This window comes from Halomonas shengliensis (genome assembly GCF_900104135.1).
Taxonomy (GTDB): Bacteria; Pseudomonadota; Gammaproteobacteria; order Pseudomonadales; family Halomonadaceae; genus Halomonas; species Halomonas shengliensis.
Window position 1 is genome coordinate 269,459 of the sequence record NZ_FNIV01000005.1, and the last position, 15,383, is coordinate 284,841.

The following is a 15,383-nucleotide window of genomic DNA, read 5'->3' on the forward strand; positions in this document are numbered from 1 at the left end:
GCAGGGCGTAGAGGAGGTCCGAGGACCAGGGATGGCCGAGGTAGCGTACAGGGAGGTATTCACAGCGCCTCCTCGAAGTCCTGACGCCGGGGCAGCCCCGAGTGGTGCCACTAATCGGCACACGGTAGCAAGGAGCTCACGATGAGTGGACCGCTGGAAGGCATCACGGTGCTCGACATGTCGCGGGTGCTGGCCGGTCCCTGGGCGGGCCAGCTGCTCGCCGACCTGGGCGCCCGGGTGATCAAGATCGAGCACCCCAGCCGCGGCGACGACACCCGCGGCTGGGGGCCGCCGTGGCTGGCCCAGGAGGACGAGCGGGAGAAGGTCGCCGCCTACTACCTCTGCGCCAACCGCGGCAAGCACTCCCTGGCGGTGGACATCGCCACCGAGGAGGGCCAGGCGCTGGTGCGCCGGCTGGCCGCCGGGGCCGATATCCTGGTGGAGAACTTCAAGGTCGGCGGCCTGGCCAAGTACGGCCTCGACTACGCCAGCCTGCACGCCGAGAACCCGCGGCTGATCGGCTGCTCCATCACCGGCTTCGGCCAGGAGGGTCCTTACGCCCACCGCGCCGGCTATGACTTCATGATCCAGGCCATGGGCGGGCTGATGAGCCTGACCGGCGAGGCCGACGGCATGCCGATGAAGACCGGGGTGGCGATCACCGACGTGATGACCGGCCTCTACGCCACCGTGGGGGTGCTGGCGGCGCTGCAGGAGCGCGGCCGCACCGGGGTCGGTCGCCATGTGGACGTGGCGCTGCTCGACGTGCAGGTGGCCACCCTGGCCAACCAGGCCCTCAATGCCCTGGTCAGCGGCCGCGACCCCGAACGCCACGGCAACGCCCACCCCAACATCGTGCCCTACCAGGCGTTCGCCTGCGCCGATGGCCACCTGGTGCTTACCGTGGGCAACGACGCCCAGTTCGCCCGCTTCGCGGCGCTGCTCGGCCACCCCGAGTGGGCCCGGGATCCCGCCTACGCCACCAACGCCGCCCGGGTCGGCAACCGTGCGGTGCTGGTGCCGATGATCCAGGCGATCCTTGCCACCCGGCGCCGGGACGAATGGCTCGCCGAGCTGGAGGCGCGCGGCATCCCCGCCGGGCCCATCAACACCGTCGGTGAGGCCTTCGACGACCCCCAGGTGCGCCACCGCGAGATGCAGCGTGTCCTCAAGCGTGGCGAGCTCGAGGTGCCCCAGGTGGCCAACCCGCTGCGCTTCGACGGCGCCTCCGCCACCAGCGAGGTGGCCCCGCCGCGCCTCGGCCAGGACAGCGATGCCCTGCTGGCCGAGATGGGGCTCACGGCGGAGGATATCGCCAGGCTCAGACGGGCGGGGGTGGTCAGGTAGGGATTACCTCGGCGAGAACCGCCGGGTCAGCCCCATCTCGGCGATCATCCGGGTGGAGATCTCCTCCACCGAGAAGCGGGTGGTGTCGATGAAGGGGATATGCATCTGCCGGTAGAGGCCCTCGGCCTGGCCCACCTCCTGCACGCACTGGTCCATGGAGCTGTAGCGGCTGTTGGGGCGGCGCTCGTGGCGGATCGCCGCCAGCCGGCGCGGGTCGATGGTCAGCCCGAACAGCTTGTGGCGGTGGGGCGCCAGGGCGCGGGGCAGCTTGAGGGTGCCGTCCTCGTCGAGGTCGTCCTCGGTGAGGGGGTAGTTGGCCGCGCGGATGCCGAACTGCAGCGCCAGGTAGAGCGAGGTCGGCGTCTTGCCGCAGCGCGACACGCCGATCAGGATCACGTCGGCCTTGTCGTATTGGTGGGTGCGGGCGCCGTCGTCGTTGTCCAGGGCGAAGTGCACCGAGTGGATGCGGTCCATGTAGACCTCATCCTTGCCGATGGAGTGGGTGCGGCCCACGGTGTAGCTGGAGTGGGTGTCGAGTTCCTGCTCCAGGGGCTCGAGGAAGGTCGAGAAGATGTCGATCTTGAAGCCCTCGGCCTGGCGGATCACCTCGCGGATGCGGCCGTCGACGATGGTGTCGATGATGATCGGCAGCTCGCCGTCGCGTACCGCCGCGCCGTTGATCACCTCCACCAGGGTCTCGGCCTTCTCCACCGTGTCGATGTAGGGCTTGGTAAGCATGCGGATCTCGACGTTCTCGAACTGGGCGAGCAGGCTGCGGCCCAGGCTCTCGGCGGTGATGCCGGTGCCGTCGGAGATGAAGAAGGCGGTTCGGGTCATGGCTCGATCGCTGTGGGGAAGGGGCCTTCATTGTCGGCGCCATGCCGGGTCGCGACAAGCCATCGGTCGTTCGCCGACTACAGGAATCCGCGAAAAGCATCGACTGTTGTAAAAATCCTCCAGTGACTTCGATGTTAGACCAATGGCGAATATGGCCACCCCTTGATAGAGTCGCCAGCATCCCGTCATGCCTGCCGGCATGACCACCTGTCGTCGCTACCAAGGGGGTCCCGTGGACGATTACATTCTGTGGTTCGATGAACTGGGCATGGACGATGTCGAGCGTGTCGGGGGCAAGAACGCCTCCCTCGGCGAGATGATCTCCAACCTGGCCGGCGCCGGGGTCACCGTGCCCGGCGGCTTCGCCACCACCGCCCACGCCTACCGCGAATTCCTCTCCCATGAAGGCCTCAACGAGCGCATCAACCAGGCGCTCGCCACCCTGGACGTCGACGACGTCGCCGAGCTGGCCCGGGTGGGTGCCCAGATCCGCCAGTGGGTGATCGACACCCCGCTGCCGCCCACCTTCGAGCAGCACCTGCGCACCGCCTACGACAAGCTCGCCACCCAGCACCCCAACCTCAAGGTGGCGGTGCGCTCCTCGGCCACCGCCGAGGACCTGCCCGACGCCTCCTTCGCCGGCCAGCAGGAGACCTTCCTCAATATCGAGGGCTTCGACAACATCAAGCGTGCCGTGCATGAGGTGTTCGCCTCGCTGTTCAACGACCGCGCCATCTCCTATCGCGTGCACCGCGGCTATGCCCACGAGAACGTGGCGCTCTCCGCGGGGGTGCAGAAGATGGTGCGCTCCGAGACCGGCGCCTCCGGTGTCATGTTCACCCTGGACACCGAGTCCGGCTACCGCGACGCGGTCTTCGTCACCGCCTCCTGGGGCCTCGGCGAGACCGTGGTGCAGGGCGCGGTGAACCCCGACGAGTTCTATGTGCACAAGCCGACGCTGGCCGCCGGCCGCCCCGCGGTGCTTCGCCGCAACCTGGGCTCCAAGCTGATCAAGATGGTCTACGGCCAGGAGGCCAGCGCCGGCAAGTCGGTGGAGACCGTCGACGTGCCGCTCAAGGAACGTGGCCGCTTCTGCATCGACGACGCCCAGGTGATGGCCCTGGCCCGCCAGGCGGTGACCATCGAGGAGCACTACGGCCGGCCCATGGACATCGAGTGGGCCCTGGATGGCGACGACGGCGCGCTCTACATCGTCCAGGCGCGTCCCGAGACCGTGGTCTCCCAGCAGGAGGGCGGCAAGCTCGAGCGCTTCCAGCTCAAGGAGAAGGGCCGCAACCTGGTCAGCGGGCGCGCCATCGGCCAGCGCATCGGACGTGGCGCGGTCAAGGTGGTGGCCTCCCCGGACGACATGGAGAAGGTCAATGCCGGCGACGTGCTGGTCACCGACATGACCGATCCCGACTGGGAGCCGATCATGAAGCGCGCCTCGGCGATCGTCACCAACCGCGGCGGGCGCACCTGCCACGCGGCGATCATCGCCCGCGAGCTTGGCATCCCGGCGGTGGTGGGCTGCGGCGACGCCACCGAGGTGCTGGCCGACGGTCGCGACGTCACCGTCTCCTGCGCCGAGGGCGACACCGGCCACGTCTACGAGGGGCTGCTGGAGTTCGACCGTACCGTGACCAGCGTCGACGCCATGCCCGAGATCCCCTTCAAGATCATGATGAACGTCGGCAACCCCGACCGTGCCTTCGGCTTCGCCGGGCTGCCCAACGCCGGCGTCGGCCTGGCGCGCCTGGAGTTCATCATCAACCGCATGATCGGCGTGCACCCCAAGGCGCTGCTCGAGTACGACACCCTGCCCGAGGAGCTGCAGCAGACCATCGACCTACGCACCGCCGGCTACCCGAGCCCGGTGGAGTTCTACGTCGACAAGCTGGTGGAGGGCATCTCCACCCTGGCCGCGGCCTTCTACCCCGAGCGGGTGATCGTGCGCCTCTCGGACTTCAAGTCCAACGAGTACGAGAACCTGATTGGCGGTAAGCTCTACGAGCCCGGCGAAGAGAACCCCATGCTCGGCTTCCGTGGCGCCTCGCGCTACATCTCCGATGCCTTCCGCGCCTGCTTCGAGCTGGAGTGCCGGGCGCTCAAGCGGGTGCGCGAGGAGATGGGCCTGGACAACGTCGAGATCATGGTGCCCTTCGTGCGCACCACCGAGGAGGCCCGCGAGGTGGTCGACTTGCTGACCGCCAACGGCCTGAAGCGTGGCGACAACGGCCTCAAGGTAATCATGATGTGCGAGCTGCCGGCCAACGCCCTGCTCGCCGAGGAGTTCCTGGAGCACTTCGACGGCTTCTCCATCGGCTCCAACGACCTCACCCAGCTCACCCTGGGGCTGGACCGCGACTCCGGTATCGTCGCCCACCTCTTCGACGAGCGGAACCCGGCGGTGAAGAAGCTGCTGGCCATGGCCATCCAGGCCTGCAAGGCCCAGGGCAAGTACATCGGCATCTGTGGCCAGGGTCCCTCGGATCACCCGGACCTCGCCAAGTGGCTGATGGAGCAGGGCATCGACTCGGTCTCCCTCAACCCGGACGCGGTGCTCGAGACCTGGTTCATGCTGGCCGGGGAAACCTTGGGTTAAATGCGAGGAGCGTTGGGGACAAGCCGTAGAGGAGGTCTACGCCAGGGATGGTGTCGGTAGCGCCCAGGGAGGGGTTCACAGCGCCTCCTCGGAGGCTTGTCGCCAGGTAAGCTCCGAGTTGATGATCGATAGGTCAATGACGCCCGGTCGACCCCCGTCGACCGGGCGTCTTTCGTCTATGCTGAGAGGCTCACGGCCTGGCCTACCCACCACGACAAGGAACCTGTCCATGATGCTGCCCGCCACGCGTCCCCGTCGCCGCCTGCTGGCGCCGCTTGCCGCCGCCCTGCTGCTCGGCCTGCCCCTGGCCGCCCAGGCGGATACCGCCTTCACCTACGATATTCCCGCCATCGCCCCCGAGGTGTCGTCGGAGAGCGAGGAGAAGCCCGGCTGGGCCACCGAGCGCTTCGCCGTGGCCGCCGCCAATCCCCTGGCCACCGATGCCGGCTACCAGGTGCTCAAGGCCGGGGGCAGCGCCATCGACGCCGCCATCGCCGTGCAGATGGTGCTCAACCTGGTGGAGCCGCAGTCCAGCGGCATCGGCGGCGGCGCCTTCCTGGTCCACTTCGACGGCGAGGAGGTGGTCACCTTCGACGGCCGCGAGGCCGCCCCGGGCGCCGTCGATGGCAGCTTGTTCCTCGACGAGCAGGGCGAGCCCCTGGGATTCCTAGACGCCGCCGCCAGCGGCCTCTCGGTGGGGGTACCCGGCACCCTGCGCATGCTCGAGATGGCGCATAACCAGCACGGCGTGCTGCCCTGGGCCGAGCTCTTCGCGCCGGCGATCCGGCTGGCCGAGGAGGGCTTCGCGGTGAGCCCGCGCCTGGCCGAGAGCCTCGCCGGCGAGGAGCGCCTGCGCGACGATCCCCAGGCCGGCCCCTTCTACTATCCCGACGGCGAGCCCCTCGCCGCCGGCACGACCCTGCGCAACCCGGCGCTGGCCGAAATCCTGCGCCGGGTGGCCGAGGAGGGCAGCTCGGCGCTGCACACCGGGGCCATCGCCCACGACCTGGTGCTGCGGGTCCAGGGCCACGCCGAGCGCCCCGGGACGCTCTCCCGGGAGGACCTGGCCGGCTACGAGGCCAAGCAGCGCGCGCCGCTCTGCACTCCCTGGCAGGCCTATGTGGTGTGCGGCTTCCCGCCGCCCTCCTCGGGGCACCTCACCGTGATGCAGATCCTCGGCATCCTCGAGGCGCTGCCGGCGGTGGAGGAGCCGCTGGTCGACGGGGTACCGAGCGAGGCGTGGCTGCACCCCTTCCTCGAGGCCTCGCGGCTGGCCTTCGCCGACCGTGGCCGCTACATCGGCGACCCGGCCTTCGTCGATGCCCCCGGCGGCGACTGGTCGAGCATGCTCGCCCCCGACTACCTCGTCGGGCGGGCCGCGCTGATCGGCGAGCAGAGCCTGGGCAGCGGCGGTGCCGAGCCCGGCAACCCGGGTGAGCTCGCCACTGCCTGGGGGCAGCATCCCCGGCAGCCGGAGTACGGCACCAGCCATATCAGCATCGTCGACGAGCAGGGCAATGCCCTGGCCATGACCACCACCATCGAGCAGGCCTTCGGCTCGCGGATCATGGCCGACGGCGGCACCGGCCTGCCCGGCGGCTACCTGCTCAACAACGAGCTCACCGACTTCTCCTTCATCCCCGAGGACGACGAGGGGCGGCCCATCGCCAATCGCGTCGAGCCCGGCAAGCGGCCGCGCTCCAGCATGAGCCCGACCCTGGTCTTCGCCCGTGACGGCGAGGCGCGCGGTGATCTCGTGGCGAGCCTGGGCTCCCCCGGCGGCGCGGCGATCATCCACTACACGGCCAAGTCGCTGGTGGCGATGCTCGACTGGGGGCTGGATGCCCAGGAGGCGCTGGACCTGCCCCACGCCATCACCCTGGGCGGGCCGGCCTACCTGGAGCAGGGGCGCTTCCCGGCCGCCACCCTCGAGGGCCTGGCCGCGCGTGGCCACGAGGTCAGCGAGCGCGAGCTGGTCAGCGGCCTGCAGGCCATCCAGGTGGTGGGCGAGGGCTTCTTCGGCGGTGCCGACCCGCGCCGCGAAGGGGTGGTGATGGGGGAGTGAGTCCAGCGGGAGGCGCCGGGTCGTGCGGTGCTCGCCCGACGCCTACTGCCGGAGCCAGTTGCGCAGCTTGACCAGCAGCAGGGCGCCGTCGCCGAGCTCACGACGCTCGGCGATCAGCTCGGCCAGGCGTGCGGGGTGGTCGGTGATGATGGCGTCCACCCCCAGGTCGATCAGCTGCGACATCCGTGCACGGTCGTTGATGGTCCAGGCGTGGAGCTCGTAGCCGTAGCGGCTCGCCAGGGCGATCTCTCGCTCGTCGATGCGGTTGTGGCGCAGCCCCAGGGCATCGAGCCCGCGGCGGTCGAGGGTGCCGGGCAGCACCAGCTGGGCCAGCAGGGTGAGGCGCAGCTCGGGATAGTGCTCGCGGATGCGGCGCGAGAGGGGCGGTGAGACGGTGGCCACCCGGGTCTCGGCGATCACATCCGGGTCGCCGCAGGCGCGCACCTCGCGATCCACCACCGCCCCGGCCAGGCAGGCGAGGCGCTCGGCCCGTTCCGCCTCGAGCGCCGCGACCACCGCCTCCACCAGCGCCATCTCCCGGCCCGGGTCGGTCTTGAGGTCGATCATCAGGGTGCTGCGCCCGCGCACCGCTGCCAGCGCCTCGTCGAGCCCGGGGATGCGCTCGCCCACATAGGCGTCGCCGAACCAGCTGCCCACGTCGAAGGCCTCCAGCTCGGCCCGGCTCAGCTCCCCCAGCCGGCGCGGGTCGCCGGTCAGGCGCTGCAAGGTGCGGTCGTGGTAGAGCACCACCCGGTCGTCGGCGGTGAGGCGCACGTCGAGTTCCACGACGTCGGCGCCCTGGTCCAGGGCGCGGTGGATCGCCGGCAGGGTGTTCTCCGGGGCCTCGAGGGAACTGCCGCGATGGGCGATCACGCTTACCTGGTCGCGCAGCTCGAAGCTGTTGACGATCAGCCACGCCTGCCACAGTGCGAACAGCACCACACCGAGCTCCAGCCCCCAGGCCAGGCCCCCCGGGTGGGCGCCGGGAGGTGGCGGGGCCGGGCGCGGCTCGCGATGGGCCAGGCGCAGGGTGAGGCAGGCGGAGAGCAGGGCGTTGGCGGCGATGCCCACGAAGGTGATGGCCAGGGTCACCAGCACATAGGCGGTGAGGTAGGCCAGGGTGGCCGGCACCAGCACGGCGTTGCGCTCCGGCAGCCACCACAGCAGCGGCGTGAAGAGACGGTCGAAGAGCAGGGTGGCCAGCACCGGCAGCAGCACGATCACCCCTAGCAGGGCCAGGGCGGCCACGGCGATGGGGCGGCGGTTGCCGCGGGTGAGGTCGCGGCTTCGCGAAAGCGCCCGGCGGGGCGAAAGCGTCTCCAGGGCCACCAGCGGCAGCGCCAGGATCCAGCGCACGTAGAGGCCGGCGGCGATCCAGGCCCAGGCCAGCACCAGCGGCAGCGCCAGGGCCAGGAACTGCCAGAGTGCCGGCGGGCGCACGCGCTGCACATAGTAGGGGTCGAGGTGGCCGAGCAGCGCCCCATGGAGCCACACCAGCCCCAGCGCCAGGGGCGCGAGGAGCAGCAGGTGGGTGCCGACCTGGATCACCACCAGCCCCGCCAGGGAGGGCAGGCGGTGCAGGGTCCACCACAGCGCCTCGAAGGCCAGGCGCAGGTGGTTGTCCCGCGGCCGCGCCGCCACCAGGATCATGCCGGCCTGCTGCAGGTAGAGCACCAGGAAGGTAAGCCCGATGGCGGCCAGCAGCCACAGCACCCCGCCCGGCGTCAGCAGCAGGTCGAGGAGCTCGGCGTTGCTGATCACGGTGCGCCCGAAGCGCCCGACCAGGGCGGCCAGGCTCCAGGCCGCCGCCGGCAGCAGCAGGCTCGAGGCCAGCAGGGTGAAGAAGAGGTGGTAGGCGACCAGCGGGCGCAGGTGCTCGCGCAGGGTGCGCAGGACGTCCCGGCTCAGTCGCGAGAGGGCCAGCATGGCGGGCTCGAGGTGGCTAGCATGAGCCAAGGGTGACAGCCGCCGCCCTGTGTCGGCAAGAGGGCCGGCAAGCGCGACGGCAAGGGGCGCTGGGGCGGCTCAGCCCTCCAGCGGCAGGCGCGCCTCGGCCACCAGGATGCCGTTGTTGTCGGCGTAGAGCCACTCGCCGGGGGAGAGCGTCACCCCGGCGAAGGTGACCGGGATATCGCGCTGCCCCTCGCCGCGCTTCTGGCTCTTGCGCGGGTGGGCGCCCAGCGCCTGGATGCCGAGGTCGGTCTCGGCCAGCTCGTCGACGTCGCGCACGCAGCCATACATCACCACCCCGCTCCAGCCGTTGCCGGCGGCCTGGGCGGCGAGCATGTCGCCGAGCATGGCGCAGCGGGTCGAGCCGCCGCCATCGACCACCAGCACGGCGCCGTCGCCGGGCTCGGCCACCGCCTGCTTGACCAGGGAGTTGTCCTCGAAGCACTTCACGGTGCGGATCGGCCCGCAGAAGGCCTCGCGGCCGCCGAGGTTGACGAACAGCGGGTCGAGGATGCGCACCTCGGGGTGGGCGTCGCAGATGTCCGGGGTGATGATCTGGCTCATGGCAGGGCTCCTCGCCGGATGAATGTCGCCCGATGATGCCATAGCCCGGGCCCCCTCGGCAGTTGACCGAAAGGTGCAGGCAGGGCTATTTCATGGAACCACCGCTCAAGGCTATCCCGGCGACAGGCCTTCGAGGGGGCGCTGTGAACCCCTCCCTGGGCGCTACCGATGCCATCCCTGGCATAGGACCCCCTCTACGACCTGTCCCCGGCGCCTTTCGCTAAGGCTCGATGGATAACTGCGATAGCCCCTAAGTGCAGGCAGGATGCCAGGGGGAGGGCAACCCGGCACGGCTATGCCACAATGGCGGCGGCATGGACCCCGGCATCCGGGGAGACGAGGAGGAGAGCAGCAGATGGGGGAGCGGGTGACGGACGAGCGGCGGATTCCGGTGGGCATCAGCAGCTGCCTGACGGGAGAGCAGGTACGCTACAACGGCGGGCACAAGCGCTCCCGCTACTGCCTCGAGGTGCTCGCCGAGCGCTTCGCCCTGGAGCCCTTCTGTCCCGAGCTCGAGGCCGGCCTGGGAGTGCCCCGCGAGCCGATCCGCCTGGTCGGCCTCGAGGGCGAGTCGCCCCGGGTGGTGGGCACCCGGGACCTCAGCCTCGACGTCACCGAGCGCCTGGAAGCCGTCAGCCGGGCCTTCATCGAGGACCACCGCCACCTGCGCGGCTTCATCCTGATGAAGGGCTCGCCCAGCTGCGGCCTGGCGCGGGTCAAGGTCTACCGCCCCGACAACGGCATGCCCAGCCATTCCGGTGCCGGCGCCTTCGTGCGGGCGCTGCGCCGCCACTTCCCCGAGCTGCCGCTGGAGGAGGAGGCGCGCATGAACGATGCCGTGCTGCGCGAGAACTTCATCACCCGGGTCTACGCCTACGACGACTGGAAGCGCCACGTCGAGGCCACTCCCGGCTACCATGCGCTGCTGCAGTTCCACAGCCGCCAGAAGTACCTGCTGATGGCCCACCACGTCGAGACCTACCGCGAGCTGGGGCGCTACCTGGCGGAATCGAGCCGGCGCCCGCTGGGCGAGGCCATGGCGCACTACCTGCAGCGCTTCATGGCCGCCTTGGCGCGCCCCGCCACCCGCAAGACCCACACCAACGCCCTGATGCACGTCTTCGGCTACCTCAAGGAGGCCCTGGACGCCGAGACCAAGCAGGATCTGCTCACCGCCATCGAGGACTATCGCCTGGGGCATGTGCCCCTGACGGTGCCGATCCGCCTGCTCAACCACTACCTGAAGCGTCACGGCTCCGACTATATCCGCGCCCAGACCTACCTCGACCCGCACCCCTACGAGCTGGGGCTGCGCAACGCCATCTGAGCCTCTGCGCCTGGAGCCCGACGTGTCCGACTCCCCGAGCCTCGCCCGGCGCCTGGCGCGCCTCACCGAGCTGCTGGCGCGCCACCAGCCGCTGTGGCGACCCGAGCCCTTCCAGCACCTCGTGCCGCCCTGGGCCGAGGCCTTCCCCGACCTCCAGGCCGCGCTGCTGGCGCTGGGCGAGGAGCGCCTGGCCCGCCTGCAGGCCGAGCCCTTCGTCGACTCCCCCCTGGCCGAGTGGCTGCCGGTGGCGGAGCTCGAGGCGCTGTGTGCGTTGCCCGAGCTGGCGCCGCGTCCCGAACCGCTCCCCGAGGCATGGGCCCAGCATGTCGGCGGTCGCAAGTGGCGCCAGATCGAGGCCTTCCTGCCGCGGGTGCGCCTGGCCCCGGGCCAGGCGGCGCTGGAGTGGTGCGCCGGCAAGGGGCACCTGGCACGGACCCTGGCCCGCCGCCATGGCGGGGAGGTGCTCGCCCTGGAGTGGGACCCGGCGCTGTGCGCCGCCGGTGAGGCGCTGGCGCAGGCCCAGGGGCTCGCGGTGCGCCCGGTCCGCCAGGACGTGATGGCCCCGGAGGCGGCGCGCTGGCTCACCCGCGCTACCCACGCCTGTGCATTGCACGCCTGCGGCGACCTGCACCGCCGCCTGCTGGAGGCGGCCGCCACGGCGGGCAGCGCCGTGACCCTGGCCCCCTGCTGCTACCAGCGCACCGCCGCGGCGGAGTACCGGCCGCTCTCCCGGGCGGCCGGGGTGCCGATGGCGGAACACGGCCTGGCGCTTTCCCGTGACGACCTCGCCCTGGCGGTGCAGGAGACCGTTACCGCCCCGCGCGGCGTGCGCCGCCAGCGCCGCCGAGCGGGGGCCTGGCGGCTCGGCTTCGACCGCCTGCAGCGCGAGCTGCGCGGCGTCGACGCCTACCTGCCGGTGCCGAGTCTCGCCTACGGGCGCATGCCGGGGTGCTTCGCGGGGTTCTGCCGCTGGGCCGCGGCGCAGAAGGGGCTCTCGCTGCCCGCCGGGCTCGACTGGGCGGCGCTCGAGGCCGAGGGGTGGCGCCGCCAGGCCGAGGTGGCAAGGCTGGAGGCCCTGCGCCATCTCTTCCGCCGGCCGCTGGAGGTGTGGCTGGCGCTGGATCGTGCCGCCTTCCTCGCCGAGGCAGGCTACGCCGTGGAGCTCGGCACCTTCTGTCCGCGCGAGCTCACCCCGCGCAACCTGCTGATCCGCGGGCGGCCGGCGTCGTGCTGAGGCGGCTGGCGGTTCAGGGTGTCGCGGCATCCCTCTCCTGGCGCCGCTGGCGCCAGGCATCGAAGAGCGCCTGCATGCGTGGCAGGGTGCGGGCGTACCAGCGCTCGTCCTTCTCGATGGCGCCCTCGGCGTTGAGCGGGTGGGTGGGGATATGCAGGCGCATGTCCACACCGCGCTCCGGGTGGCGGCCGACCCGCGCCGCGGCGGAGCGGCGGGCCGGGCCATAGGGGATACGCTCCGCGAGGACGACCAGCCGTTCCGTGGTGGTGGCGAAGCGGATGAAGGCGCGGGCGGCCTCGGGGCGGCGGGCATGGCGGGGGATCGCCCAGGTCTCGTGCTCCTGCACCTGGCCATCCCAGAGGATCTCGATATCGAGGCCACGGTTGACCATGGCGTCGAAGAAGCGCCCGTTGTACCCCGAGGCCATCACCACCTCGCCGGCGGCCAGCAGGCGCACCGGCGTCTCGCCCTCCTGCCACCAGTGGATCGCCGCGAGGCTGTCGAGTCGCGCCAGTGCCAGGTCCAGCCCTCGCGGCGTGCTGAGCAGCCGATAGAGCTCCTGGTGCGGCACGTCATGGGCGAGCAGCGCCCACTCCAGGTTGACCGCCGGGGTCCGCTGCAGCGCCCGGGGCCCGGGGAAGCGCGCCTGGTCGAAGAGGTCGCCGATGCGCGTCGGGCGGCGCCCGGGGAAGGCCTCGGGGCGGTAGGCGACCACGGTGGCGAACAGCGTATGGGTCAGGGCGCAGCGGCCGATGGCGCCGGGCAGGAAGTCCTCGCGGGGCGGGGTGCCATCCGGTGCCGGGGCGGCCAGGTCGGCGGGCAGCGGCGCCAGCAGGCCTGCCTCGCAGGCCGCCATGGCCTGGCTGCGGGTCATGTCGATCACGTCCCAGGGGGCCTCGCCCCTGGCGGCGGAGCGGCGCAGCTCGCCCAGGTCGCCGTCGTAGCGGTGCACCTCGACGGGAATGCCGGTCTGCACGGTGAAGGGGCTGAAGAGCGCCTCGCGTTGGGCGCGCTCGTAGGCCCCGCCCCAGCTCAGCACCCGCAGCGGCTCGGCCTGGGCAGCGAGGCTTGTGGCCAGCAGCAGCGCCAGCAGGAGCCCGCGCCTAGCCATGACCCTGCTCCTCGCGACGCAGGGTGTCGCTCTGCTCGAGGTAGGCGCGGGCGATGCGTGCCTCGTAGACCACGCCGAGGAAGCGGTCGTCGTCGACCACCGCCAGCGCCTCGCCGCTGACCTCCTGGAGGCGCGTCATCGCCTCCCACATGGTGGTCGCCGGCGAGAGGGTCGGGCGGCCGGCGTCGACGCCGTCGGCGGCCGTGTGGCTGCCCCCTGCCTGGTGCAGCGCCTCCAGCTCGGCCAGGGTCACGCAGCCGTGGTAGCGGCCGGCGGCGTCCACCAGGTGCGCCTCGCCGTGGTGGCCGCGGGCGAGAGCGGCGATGGCCGCCTGCAGCGGGCTCTCCGGGGCCAGGGTCACGCAGTCGTCGCTGAGCAGGTCGGCGGCTCGCCGCTCCATCAGCAGGGCGCGGCCGCGGCCGGCGGAGAGGTCCAGGCCCCGGCGGTGCAGCTGGATGTCGAACAGCGAGCGGCCGAACAGCTGGGCCGCGAGCGGGCTGGCCAGGGTGACGCTGGCCAGGGCCGCGGTGGTCAGGGCGTAGTTGCCGGTGAGCTCGAAGACGATCAGCAGGCTGGTGAGGGGGGCGCCGATGACCGGTGCGGTGACCGCCACCATGCCGCACACCGCGTAGAACACGAAGGTCTCCGTCGCGCCGCCCGTCAGGCTTGCCAGCAGGGTGGCGCAGAGGGCGCCGAACAGGGTGCCGATCACCAGCGCCGGGCTGAACACCCCGCCGCTGAAGCCCAGCCCCAGGCACAGCGCGGTGGCGGCCACCTTGAGCACCAGCACCAGCAGCAGCTCGCCGCCCCCGAAGGCGCCGGCGATGGTGGCGAAGCGCAGGGCCTCCTGGCCGATGCCCAGGATGTCGGGCACCCACAGCGCCGTGAGCCCGAGCAGGGCCCCGGCCAGCGCGGGGCGCCATTCGGGGCGCAGCGGGAGACGACCCGCCAGCCGGCCCATGGCGAGGATGGCATGCATGTAGGCGCCGGCGAGCAGGGCGCCTAGCCCGCCGATGCCCAGGAAGAGGGCGAACTCCCAGGCGCGGGGCACCGCGGTGTCGGCGACGTGGAACAGCGCCCCCTGGGCCAGCACCTGGGTGGCGATCACGTGGCCCACCAGCGCCGCGGCGGCGGTGGGGGCGAAGGCGCGCAGGGCATAGTGGCGCAGCACCACCTCGTGGGCGAAGACGATGCCCGCCAGGGGCGCATTGAAGGCGGTGGAGATGGCCGCGGCCACGCCGCAGGCGATGGTGATGTTGTCCTCCGAGCGCCCCAGCCTCAGCAGGCGGGCGCCCAGCGAGCCCAGGGTGGCGCCCAGGTGCACCAGTGGCCCGTACTGGCCCACCGAGGCCCCGGCCCCCAGGGAGAGCAGGGCGGTCAGGGCGGAGACGCCGCCCTCGCGTGCCGGCAGGCGGCCGCGACGAGTCTGGACCGCGGCGATCACGTCGGCCGGGGTATGCGGGCGCCCCTCGGGCAGGCGACGGTGCAGCAGGCCGACCACCAGGCCGCCCAGGGTGGGAACCGCCACGGTGGCCAGCGTCAGCAGCACGGGATCGGCCACCATGATGCGGCTGCGCGGCGAGATCAGCAGCAGCGCGTTGAGGGCCAGCACGGCGCGTACGAAGCCGGCCGCAGCGAGGGCGGCGACGCCGCCGATGGCGGCACCGAGCAGCACCAGCCCCAGGAAGCGCAGCACCGGCACGGGGCCGCGGCCGGTGGGCGCCGTCGTGGTCTCCATACCCAAGGTGTAGGTGGCGGGACCCGCGCCGTCCACCCGGCCACATGCCGCCCGCAAGGGTCCTGGTCCGGCTTGGCGACGCGCCAGCGGGTCACGCCGCGGGCCAGCCCCGCCGCGCTTTCACCGGAGGCGCGGTATCAGGCGGCCTGGCCGAAGCGGCGGTGCAGCCAGGCGTTGATGGCGTCGGACTCGTAGAGCCACTCCACCTCGCCGTCGTCGCGGGCGATGCGCAGGCAGGGCACCTTGACGCGGCCGCCCCCCTCGGCGAGCTCGCGGCGGTGGTCCGGGTCGAGCTGGGCGTCGCGCACCTCGATGGGCAGCCCCAGGCGGGCGATCTCCTTGCGCACCTTGACGCAGAAGGGACAGGTGCGGAACTGGTATAGGGCCAGGTCCTCGCAGGCGCGATCGACCTGGGCCTGAGCTTCCGCGCCGCGCTCCACGGCCCGCGGGGTGGAGAGCTTCTCGGCGATCAGCACCACCGGCGCCAGTACCAGGCGCAGGCCGCGGAAGAAGAGGCGGATCAGGGGTCGCATGGGGTGGGGTCCTCGTGGTGGCTCGCAGGGGGCGGCCATGATGCCACGCCCCCCGGCGAGCGGCCACCCGGG

Annotated in this window: 11 protein-coding genes; 5 read left to right on the forward strand and 6 right to left on the reverse strand. The window is 71.7% G+C overall.

Annotated elements, in window-relative coordinates; genetic code table 11:
- The first annotated feature begins 141 nt into the window (after window positions 1-141).
- The gene (locus BLP95_RS09895) at window positions 142-1,347 is read left to right on the forward strand and encodes a CaiB/BaiF CoA transferase family protein (protein WP_089678711.1); all 1,206 of its coding nucleotides are present in this window, start codon (window positions 142-144) and stop codon (window positions 1,345-1,347) included.
- 3 nt (window positions 1,348-1,350) lie between these two features.
- On the opposite strand, the gene ppsR is transcribed toward BLP95_RS09895, so the two are convergent.
- Window positions 1,351-2,184, reverse strand: a complete 834-nt coding sequence (ppsR, locus tag BLP95_RS09900) for a posphoenolpyruvate synthetase regulatory kinase/phosphorylase PpsR (RefSeq protein WP_089678713.1) — start codon at window positions 2,182-2,184, stop codon at window positions 1,351-1,353.
- Window positions 2,185-2,416: 232 nt separating this feature from the next.
- Here ppsR and ppsA point away from each other — a divergent pair, with 232 nt between their 5' ends.
- A complete protein-coding gene (gene ppsA, locus BLP95_RS09905; protein ID WP_089678816.1) occupies window positions 2,417-4,789 on the forward strand; it encodes a phosphoenolpyruvate synthase in 2,373 nt (790 codons plus the stop codon).
- A 229-nt stretch (window positions 4,790-5,018) separates the two neighbouring features.
- Window positions 5,019-6,854, forward strand: coding sequence for a gamma-glutamyltransferase family protein (locus BLP95_RS09910; protein ID WP_089678714.1), 1,836 nt, complete (start codon window positions 5,019-5,021; stop codon window positions 6,852-6,854).
- Between the two features lie 42 nt (window positions 6,855-6,896).
- Here the strand turns inward: BLP95_RS09910 and BLP95_RS09915 are convergent, their stop codons facing one another.
- A complete protein-coding gene (locus BLP95_RS09915) occupies window positions 6,897-8,780 on the reverse strand; it encodes a glycerophosphodiester phosphodiesterase family protein (RefSeq protein WP_089678716.1) in 1,884 nt (627 codons plus the stop codon).
- Between the two features lie 99 nt (window positions 8,781-8,879).
- A complete protein-coding gene (gene rraA, locus BLP95_RS09920; protein ID WP_089678718.1) occupies window positions 8,880-9,368 on the reverse strand; it encodes a ribonuclease E activity regulator RraA in 489 nt (162 codons plus the stop codon).
- A gap of 355 nt (window positions 9,369-9,723) precedes the next feature.
- On the opposite strand from rraA, the gene BLP95_RS09925 reads away from it, so the two are divergent.
- Together BLP95_RS09925 and BLP95_RS09930 are read left to right on the forward strand one after the other, a co-directional pair.
- Window positions 9,724-10,695: a YbgA family protein gene (locus BLP95_RS09925; protein ID WP_089678720.1), complete on the forward strand. Its 972-nt coding sequence runs from the start codon at window positions 9,724-9,726 to the stop codon at window positions 10,693-10,695.
- Between the two features lie 22 nt (window positions 10,696-10,717).
- Window positions 10,718-11,929 (forward strand): methyltransferase, encoded by a 1,212-nt coding sequence (locus tag BLP95_RS09930; protein WP_089678722.1) that lies wholly within the window; start codon window positions 10,718-10,720, stop codon window positions 11,927-11,929.
- 13 nt (window positions 11,930-11,942) lie between these two features.
- On the opposite strand, the gene BLP95_RS09935 is transcribed toward BLP95_RS09930, so the two are convergent.
- The 3 genes from BLP95_RS09935 to BLP95_RS09945 all read right to left on the reverse strand — a co-directional run bounded on the left by BLP95_RS09935 (window position 11,943) and on the right by BLP95_RS09945 (window position 15,311).
- Entirely contained in the window at window positions 11,943-13,040 is a 1,098-nt protein-coding gene (locus BLP95_RS09935) for an extracellular solute-binding protein (protein WP_089678724.1), read from the reverse strand.
- Window positions 13,033-14,778 carry a chloride channel protein gene (locus BLP95_RS09940; RefSeq protein ID WP_089678819.1) on the reverse strand — a complete coding sequence of 582 codons (1,746 nt, stop codon included), beginning with the start codon at window positions 14,776-14,778 and terminating at the stop codon, window positions 13,033-13,035. Before BLP95_RS09940 ends, BLP95_RS09935 begins: the two co-directional genes overlap by 8 nt.
- 137 nt (window positions 14,779-14,915) lie before the next feature.
- Window positions 14,916-15,311: a glutaredoxin family protein gene (locus BLP95_RS09945; protein ID WP_089678726.1), complete on the reverse strand. Its 396-nt coding sequence runs from the start codon at window positions 15,309-15,311 to the stop codon at window positions 14,916-14,918.
- Window positions 15,312-15,383: the final 72 nt, after the last annotated feature.

Coding starts and splice junctions, on each gene's coding strand:
- rraA (WP_089678718.1), bottom strand. CDS start 9,368: ATGAGCCAGATCATCACCCCGGACATCTGCGACGCCCACCCCGAGGTG.
- ppsR (WP_089678713.1), bottom strand. CDS start 2,184: ATGACCCGAACCGCCTTCTTCATCTCCGACGGCACCGGCATCACCGCC.
- BLP95_RS09940 (WP_089678819.1), bottom strand. CDS start 14,778: ATGGAGACCACGACGGCGCCCACCGGCCGCGGCCCCGTGCCGGTGCTG.
- BLP95_RS09915 (WP_089678716.1), bottom strand. CDS start 8,780: ATGCTGGCCCTCTCGCGACTGAGCCGGGACGTCCTGCGCACCCTGCGC.
- BLP95_RS09895 (WP_089678711.1), top strand. CDS start 142: ATGAGTGGACCGCTGGAAGGCATCACGGTGCTCGACATGTCGCGGGTG.
- BLP95_RS09925 (WP_089678720.1), top strand. CDS start 9,724: ATGGGGGAGCGGGTGACGGACGAGCGGCGGATTCCGGTGGGCATCAGC.
- BLP95_RS09935 (WP_089678724.1), bottom strand. CDS start 13,040: ATGGCTAGGCGCGGGCTCCTGCTGGCGCTGCTGCTGGCCACAAGCCTC.
- BLP95_RS09910 (WP_089678714.1), top strand. CDS start 5,019: ATGATGCTGCCCGCCACGCGTCCCCGTCGCCGCCTGCTGGCGCCGCTT.
- BLP95_RS09945 (WP_089678726.1), bottom strand. CDS start 15,311: ATGCGACCCCTGATCCGCCTCTTCTTCCGCGGCCTGCGCCTGGTACTG.